The organism is Vibrio sp. 1288, assembly GCF_033344475.1.
In genome coordinates this window covers 1-262 of the sequence record NZ_JAWPOX010000789.1, presented here as the reverse complement: position 1 = coordinate 262, position 262 = coordinate 1, and the positions used below count along the sequence as shown (strand labels likewise).

Genomic DNA, 262 nt, shown 5'->3' with positions numbered 1-262 from the left:
ACGCAAGTTGAGCCGATGAGCCAAGTAACACCGATCAGCGCGCTTGGGTTAAACACGGCGTTAGATGGTATTGCGATTAATGCGCCAAACCTAAAGGGAACCATGGGCAATCAACAAGCGTTACCGCTGTATAAAGTTGAACCTCGTTACCCAAGTAAAGCATTAAAACGCAAGGTTGAAGGCTATGTGATCATGCGCTTTACGATTGACACGACAGGTCGTCCAAAAGACATTGAAGTGATCGATGCAGAGCCAAAGCGTA

The 262-nt window shown here is 46.9% G+C and carries 1 protein-coding gene; it reads left to right on the top strand.

The window, feature by feature from the left end; translation table 11 throughout:
• Positions 1–262, top strand: a 262-nt coding sequence (locus tag R8O11_RS29380) for a TonB family protein (RefSeq protein ID WP_318195143.1), incomplete at both ends; no start/stop codon positions are given.